This window comes from Bradyrhizobium sp. P5_C11_2, assembly GCF_054049755.1.
In genome coordinates this window covers 1-7,141 of sequence record NZ_JBFULT010000397.1, presented here as the reverse complement: position 1 = coordinate 7,141, position 7,141 = coordinate 1, and the positions used below count along the sequence as shown (strand labels likewise).

Annotated in this window: 6 protein-coding genes and 3 pseudogenes; 3 read left to right on the top strand and 6 right to left on the bottom strand. The window is 60.9% G+C overall.

Features of this window, described 5'->3' with window-relative positions; all coding sequences use genetic code 11:
• Together ACXJL8_RS28915 and ACXJL8_RS28910 are read left to right on the top strand one after the other, a co-directional pair.
• Positions 1–107, top strand: a pseudogene (locus ACXJL8_RS28915) (DUF1488 domain-containing protein); the annotation flags it as partial.
• Between the two features lie 26 nt (positions 108–133).
• Positions 134–919, top strand: coding sequence for a hypothetical protein (locus ACXJL8_RS28910; RefSeq protein WP_456620066.1), 786 nt, complete (start codon positions 134–136; stop codon positions 917–919).
• Positions 920–1,519: 600 nt separating this feature from the next.
• Here ACXJL8_RS28910 and ftsZ read toward each other — a convergent pair.
• Positions 1,520–2,461, bottom strand: a pseudogene (ftsZ, locus tag ACXJL8_RS28905) (cell division protein FtsZ); the annotation flags it as partial.
• Positions 2,462–2,521: 60 nt separating this feature from the next.
• Positions 2,522–3,034 (bottom strand): hypothetical protein, encoded by a 513-nt coding sequence (locus ACXJL8_RS28900; protein WP_456620067.1) that lies wholly within the window; start codon positions 3,032–3,034, stop codon positions 2,522–2,524.
• Between the two features lie 119 nt (positions 3,035–3,153).
• On the opposite strand from ACXJL8_RS28900, the pseudogene ACXJL8_RS28895 reads away from it, so the two are divergent.
• Positions 3,154–3,302: pseudogene (locus ACXJL8_RS28895) on the top strand (DUF1488 domain-containing protein); the annotation flags it as partial.
• Positions 3,303–3,356: 54 nt separating this feature from the next.
• Here ACXJL8_RS28895 and ACXJL8_RS28890 read toward each other — a convergent pair.
• From ACXJL8_RS28890 to rpmB, 4 genes are all read right to left on the bottom strand, one after another.
• Positions 3,357–3,899: a hypothetical protein gene (locus ACXJL8_RS28890; protein WP_456620068.1), complete on the bottom strand. Its 543-nt coding sequence runs from the start codon at positions 3,897–3,899 to the stop codon at positions 3,357–3,359.
• Positions 3,900–4,355: 456 nt separating this feature from the next.
• Positions 4,356–5,543 carry a hypothetical protein gene (locus tag ACXJL8_RS28885; protein ID WP_456686017.1) on the bottom strand — a complete coding sequence of 396 codons (1,188 nt, stop codon included), beginning with the start codon at positions 5,541–5,543 and terminating at the stop codon, positions 4,356–4,358.
• On the bottom strand, positions 5,540–6,229 hold the full coding sequence (locus ACXJL8_RS28880) for a hypothetical protein (protein ID WP_456620070.1): 690 nt from the start codon (positions 6,227–6,229) through the stop codon (positions 5,540–5,542). Before ACXJL8_RS28880 ends, ACXJL8_RS28885 begins: the two co-directional genes overlap by 4 nt.
• Before the next feature lie 341 nt (positions 6,230–6,570).
• On the bottom strand, positions 6,571–6,882 hold the full coding sequence (gene rpmB / locus ACXJL8_RS28875; RefSeq protein WP_456620071.1) for a 50S ribosomal protein L28: 312 nt from the start codon (positions 6,880–6,882) through the stop codon (positions 6,571–6,573).
• Positions 6,883–7,141: the final 259 nt, after the last annotated feature.

Here is a 7,141-nt window from a genome sequence, read left to right as displayed (position 1 = left end):
GCCTGCGCGACCGCATCGAGGCGCGAGCGGCGAGCAAGTACCGCGCGACGGAGTTCGAGGGCACGCCGCCGGGAATCGTGCTGCGGAGCATTGATTTTCGGGGGTAGGGGGTAGCGACGGTTCGAACCCGAGCGTGCGCAAGCTTCGCGCGTTTTCGATTGCATCCGCGGGCCCCGTTGCCGCATCAGCTGTTGAAATTAACCTCTTGTTAACCATGCGGTCGCCTAATGTGGACGATTGGGGGATCACCATGTCGGCCCATGTGACGCGACTGAAGTTGCTGCCTGTTTTGGCCGATCCGGCCATTCGTTCGGTTGCCAGGCTGACGGTTCGCGTTGCGGCTGTCCTAGGGAGCAGAGCAATGTTCGGAAAGGACGACTTAGTGGACAATCTCAGTCGCGATCTCGATCGCGCGCGCGGACGACGCGATGCTCTTGCATCCGAAGCCGCGACCCTGACGGCTCAGATCGCCGAAATCGAAGCCCGCCTTTCGGAGGAGAAGAACAGGCGGGAGCGTGATCGCGTCCTCGGCGAAATCGAAGCGATCAAAACCCGAATCAAACAGGCCGGGAGCGCGTTTGCACCTGTTGTCGATGGTCTCTGCAGGGCGATCGAGCAGGCTGCGGCAGTTGTGCCCGAGGCCCGCGAGCTCAACAGCTTCCTGTTATCGGTGGCGGCCGAAATCGACAACGTCATCGATCCGGTGTTGCGCGAACTGGATCAGCGCGCGGATGCGGTGCGCGTCGGCCACGCTGCACTGGACCTCCCGAGTTCGGCCAATGAAGCGCCCATCGTACCGCCCGTCGAACTGCCAAAAGACAACAACGAGCGCCTGCTTCGATTCCCGGCATGGCTGTCCCGTGACAAGGAGACGGAAAAAAAGGAAGCAGCGGAGGGCCCGCGCAGCACGGCCGCGTGAAAAACCGGCGCGCTGCGCTGCTCAGGGCCTGACCGAAATGCAGCCAGCATTTTCAGGGACTTTCTAACCGCGTGAAGTGACCCACTTTTCGTCATGGCCGGGCCTAGCCGTCCGAAGGACGGCGTCGCTTCCGCTCGCCATGGCCGTCCGAAGGACGGCGTCGCTTTCGCTCGCCTATGACCCGGCCATCCACGCCTTTCTTGCCTGGTTGGAGCAGAGACGTGGATGCCCGGCACAAGGCCGGGCATGACGGGCTGGACAGCGGTCCAGGTGCTGGTGCTTGCGACCAGCTCAGTTGCCGGCGCGACGCAGGAAGGCCGGGATATCGAGAGTGTCCTCGTCGGTCGCATTGCGCGGAGAGGAGCGGCCGTAGGGATCGAGCGGCTGAGAAGCTGTATGGCGCGCATATTCAGCATTCGGCGTTGCCGGTGGCCTCGCGGATCGGCCGGCCTCGGGGCGAAGCGGCGGGCTTTCCACTTGCGGAAGCGGTGCACCGCGCTCGATGCGATCGGCGATGCGGCGGCTGTCGTTGCGCAGCCTGCCGGCGAGCTGCGTGAGTGAGGTTTCCGCCGGTTGCGTCTGCTGCGCCGGATCAACATTGTCGATTCCGGTCGCCACCACCGAGACGCGGACGATGCCTTCGAGGCTTTCATCGAACGACGCGCCGACGATGATGTTGGCGTCCGGGTCCGCCTCGTCGCGAATGCGGGTCGCAGCTTCGTCGACTTCGAACAGCATGAGATCCCGCCCGCCGGTGATGGAGATGATGAGGCCGCTGGCGCGCTTGATCGAGGGGTTCTCGATCAATGGATTGGAAATTGCGGCCACGGCGGCGGCGAGCACGCGTTTCTCGCCGGAAGCCTCGCCCCGTCCCATCATCGCCTTGCCCTTCTCGCGCATCACGGAGAGAACGTCGGCAAAATCGAGATTGATCAGGCCTTCCTTGACGATGAGGTCGCTGATGCAGGCCACGCCCGAATAAAGCACCTGATCGGCAAGGGCAAAGGCATCGGCGAATGTGGTCTTCTCGCTGGCCACCCGGAACAGGTTCTGGTTCGGGATGATCAGCAGGGTGTCGACTGTCTYCAGCAACTCCTCGATGCCGGCTTCGGCAAAGCGCATGCGGCGCTGGCCCTCGAAGTAGAATGGCTTGGTGACCACGCCGATCGTGAGGATGCCGAGCTCGCGCGCAGTCCTGGCGATGATGGGTGCAGCCCCGGTGCCGGTACCGCCGCCCATGCCGGCGGTCACGAACACCATGTGCGCGCCGGTCAAATGATCGCGGATCGTATCGATAGCCTCCTCGGCTGCGGCGCGTCCCAATTCGGGCTGCGAGCCGGCGCCAAGGCCTGCGGTCACCTTTGTGCCCAGCTGGATGCGGCGCGGCGCCTTCGACATGGTCAGAGCCTGCGCGTCGGTATTGGCGACGACGAAGTCGACCCCTTCCAGCCCGGCCGTGATCATGTTGTTGACGGCATTGCCGCCGGCGCCGCCGACCCCGAACACGACAATGCGCGCCTTCATTTCACGAATATCGGTCATGCCAGTGATTCTTTCCTCGTGGTTGCTCCGGCAGGCCGGGGATGGAGAAAGGTTCGAGTGCTACCTGCAGGCCGCGCGGTCTGCGCCCACGATGGCCGCGGCCAGATGTCCCAATCGAAGCGCGGCTTGTCCCGCGATCGCGCCGCCGGCCCGGCGACCGCTCCGCAGAGCCGCCACTTCGTCTTCCAGTCGTGCCGCCCACGCATTGGCTGCCATCGTCTCGGCAGCCGCCTGCTTGAGCTCGACGGCCAGGCGATCGGCGCGCTCACGCTCGCGCTCGAAATCCGCCCTGTAGCCGGTTGCTGCCGCTTCGAGCCGCGCGACCTCCGCCTTGAAGGCCTCCGCCTTGAACGCTTCGATCCTTGCCATGGAGGCGGCGATGGGGTCTGCCTGGCGGCCACGCCGTGGGCGGGGCACGTACCGGAGTTCGGAGACATCAACGCTCACCAGCGCTTTGCCATCATCCGAACGCGAGCGCGGCAACCGGCGACGTCTCGCAAGCGAACGCGCGGCCTCGCGCGAGATATTGAGGCGGGCACTGAGATCGGCATACGTCAACAACGCAACGCACATCGGCGCTTCTCCTGGAGCGAACCGGGAAGGCATTTCGGGCTAATGATGGCTGGACGATTACAGCAGGCTAGGCTGCGTTGGTTAATGGACGGTTAACACGCGGGCGGGGCCAGCCGCCCGGCGTGCGCGCCAGGCCCGACCAGGTCCAAGCCCAGTTCACCCGCCTGCGCGACCGCATCGAAGCGCGAGCGGGACACAAATATCAGGCGACGGAGTTCGAGGGCACGCCGCCGGGATCGTGCTGCGGAGCATCGATTTTCGGGGGTAGGGGGCGGGCGGCGCGCAGAGCGCAGAGCAGGCGAGCCGGCGGGGATCCCGCGCCTCACGCGGCCCGGTCGAGTTCCTTCTCGTAGGCTTTCAGGCTTCCCTTCAAGGTCTCTTCGAGCTTGGCCGTGCGCGATCCGATCGCCGCGTTGGCCGCTCGCACGGCGGCCGCCTCGATCGCCTCGTCGCGGCTGAGCTTGTCGTGATGAAACAGCCATTTTGCGACCGCCGCCCAATCCCACAGCGGGCTGTCGGACGTCACGCGGGCGACCGGCGCGGGAAAATCCTTGGCTCGCTGTCCCTTGGAATATTGCGTCATCGCCGCGCGCGTCATTCCGGTTCGGGCGGCGATATCGGAGAGGCTGACGAGCGGGTCGGGCTCGACGCGATCGACGCGGGCGCCGGCGGCCTGCACGTTCTGCACCGCCGTGACGATGGCCTCGCTGACTGATTTCGCCTCCCGGGTGAAATCGACGATGATGTGGCCCTTCTGGAAGGCGATCGCCGCGTCGTCGCAGCCGGCATCGTAGAAACGCTGCTCGAAATCTTCCGCCGCAGGATCGAGGCCGGACGCAATGATGCTGAATTCGAATTTCTTCACTTGTCCTCCTCGCCTCCGTGCGGGCAGCRCCCGATCGCCCGCATCACTTGGCGTGCGTGGTCCTCCGGGTTCTTCGGTGTGCCGTTCACGCCGACCTGGCAGCCATCACGACCGGCATGCGGGCAGAACAGYCGCCCCCAATGCCCCATCTTGCGCCACCGCCAACCAATCGACTCGGCGTGCGCGACAACGGCCTCGATCTCCTTGTGCGGATGCCTGGGCCGATCAGCCATGGGGAGACCTGAAGATAGCGGGAGTGTTAACAAATGTCAACATCGTGGCGGCGCCGAGTTGTGTCCGTTATGCGCAGGCAACGATGGTGCGTCTTCGGGTGATGCTACCGGGGCGAGTATAGCGGCAAAGGGGCTATATGTTCGAATTCCGGCGTTAGCGCTGATAGAATTGGGCGATGGTCGCTATGCTGCCCGTAATCTGAGGGTTGTTGGCTAGAAACATTCATCGACGATTCTCGAAACCAAGTGAGAGCACCTCCACTATTGAGTCTCGCAGCGGAATCACATCCTGCGACTTTGAGTGGGTTGCGATATTTCGGATCACTGCCGAGATGTGCTCGAATTCGTTTAGTTCACGCGCGAGCTGCAGAAGCAGGCGTCCTTTTTGCCGCGGATATGATGTCGAAATGATATTCAGCAAGACGGCTGCGATTTTCTGATCAAGCTGCTTCTTGGCGGGCCAGGGTGCGAGAGCCTCGCGCAACAGCAAGAGCGCCTTCTTCATGAAGACTGTTTTGTCCGAGTAGTGCTCGAGAAGCTTCGGCCCAAGCGGCTCAATAACAAGGCTACGGATCAGCCGTGCTAAACGTTTCTCCTGTGTTGRGAGTTGTCGAATGTTCTCAGAAATCGAGCGAAGATGCTCCGTCTCTTTCTCTCGAGACGATTTAGTTCGGCCCGCTTGAACTTTCTTCTTTAGATCTAAGCCACGTCCGGTGGCTTGCCGCGCAAATCGAAGCAACTTCTCAAGTTTGAAGCCCTTCACTGCTCCTGCTTTTTGATCCAGAAKGAAAGCAGGAAGTTCTATCGATAAGCGATCTTTATCGAGCTGCACAGAAAGGAGCGAATTTCCCAATAATTCGTCCTCAATCTGTAGGCTTTTTGCGTTGCGGGCGCCGGCTAGGACGTTCAACAACTCAATTATCAAAACTGCATCGACGAACCAAAGAATAGCGTCATCTTTGCTCTTCAGCTCTAGAGACTTCGATCTGACGGCTTCAGCCGCCGAGCGTGTCGCCAAAGCGTCATTCCCACAGAACCGCGCGAAGTTCATGCGAACAAGCGGGGTGTCTATGTGGCCAACCCATTGCCGTACGATGGGTGCAAGCTTGTTTCTTGGGCCGGTGTGTGGCTCTCCGTTTGGGTCGATCAACGCAAATAGTTCTTTCTCTCCAACGCGAACCTCTTTTGGCTCGCTAACCGGTACGATGTTTGAACTGCCTTCGAACAGCTCGAATCCGACAATACGCTGATTCCTGCCGACGCGTTGAACGTAAGCGACGTTACTGTCCGCGCGCGATCGGACAAGAGGAATTGCGAATCCGGGTTGCGTCCAGAACGGCACGGCCAGCGATGTTACAAGGCCTTCGTCGAGCAACATGTCGCGGTGATGATGTGAGTTATCGTTCGTCATAACCAACCCTGACGCCTGTAGATGGTCTGAATCAAATTCCGAACCACAAAGTGATTCTCGCCAGGGCGGCTGCCGCTTGTCCATACGTAGTCATACACGTCTACGTCAAAAGCTCTTAGCGCGCCGCCGATCTTGGCATCTGCAGCGAGCGTGTCTGGCAGCACCGCAGCTACAACGCTTTTTCGCAACTCGATCGCATCCTTAAAGATGATTTCGGGTGTCGATGCACGATCGTCAAGATCGCCAGATGAGGTCGCGCCGTTTGCCAGCGCCAGTTTCTTGTAACAATCCGCTTCGAAATTCGAACTAGGAACATCGAAGGTCATTAGGGGGGTGTTACGAAGGAAGTTCTCATTGGTGCCGAATACGGCGGTTACGAGTTTGGCAGCAGACTGTATGTCTGGTGCGAGAAGAAAGTCGAACAGAGGCATGTAAGGATGAAGGAACGCGTCCATCATGTTATCGACAAAGGCGCCGCTGTCGAACGGAAAAACGTACGCCGGAGTTGGAACCGTCGCTGGATCTAGTATGAGGACGGACGGAAATAGAGCCGACAAAGTAGTTGGTGCGAATTCAAATTTCCCGCGAAAAGCTGCGCGCCCGTAAAACGCATAAGTGACAAGCTCACCCAAGACAGAGCATTTTTCGTATGCTTCTATTCGTCCTGCGGTGATGAGATCCCTCAACAAATAGCTGCTAGTAATATGCGTTAGACCGAGAATCTTCGTTGGCGCAGGAAGGTGTTGGACAAATTCTGAGAGTTCGTCGTGCGCGGGTCGACCGCTGCGCGGTCTAAGATCTCTAGTCAATTTTCCCTCATCGAAATGTCAGATAAAAAAAGTGCTCGCAATTTTGAGAATAGCCGCGCTGCGCCGTGCGCGCCAGAGTTGTGATTGGCGTCGAGTTGGCTTTGAGTCGCAAACAAAAACGGCCGGATCTTCCGATCCGGCCGTCACGCAAAACTCTACTTGGCTAAGCCTACGCCACGCGACGCAACTTAGCCCCCGCCCTATTCGAAAAAATCCGCTTAGCTGGCCTTCTTGACCGGCGCGGTCGTCGGACCGACCTTTTTCTGGATGGCGCGCTTCAGCTCGAGGGCGCGCGGCGACAGGGCGTCGGCCTTGGCCTTGAGCAGGAAGGCGTCGAGGCCGCCATTGTGGTCGACGCTCTTGACCGCGTTGGTGGAGACGCGCAGGCGCACGTTGCGCTCCAGGGCTTCGCTGATGAAGGTCACGTTGACCAGGTTCGGCAGGAAGCGGCGCTTGGTCTTGATGTTGGAGTGGCTGACCTTGTGGCCGACCTGGGGGCCCTTGGCCGTCAGTTCGCAGCGGCGAGACATGTCAAAATCCTCAATCTTTCCCCCAATGATTTGCGGCCGCCATCCGGGGCGCCACGGGGGCAAATTCTCTGTCCTTGCAGGGAGCGGCGGACGTATAGGGGGGAAGCGGCGGACAGTCAAGGCGACCGGGGCCCGTTTCGCCTCTCCCCGCGTGCGGGGACAGGCCGGAATGCGCGCGATTAGCGCGGATTCCGGGTGAGGGGGAGTCTCCGCGAGGGCAGCTCTCACCGTCCCCGGGGAGAGCCCCCCTCACCCCAAC

Excerpts from the sequence above, each read along its gene's own strand:
- ACXJL8_RS28900 (WP_456620067.1), bottom strand. The coding sequence starts at position 3,034 with ATGTGCGTTGCGTTGTTGACGTATGCCGATCTCAGTGCCCGCCTCAAT.
- rpmB (WP_456620071.1), bottom strand. The coding sequence starts at position 6,882 with ATGTCTCGCCGCTGCGAACTGACGGCCAAGGGCCCCCAGGTCGGCCAC.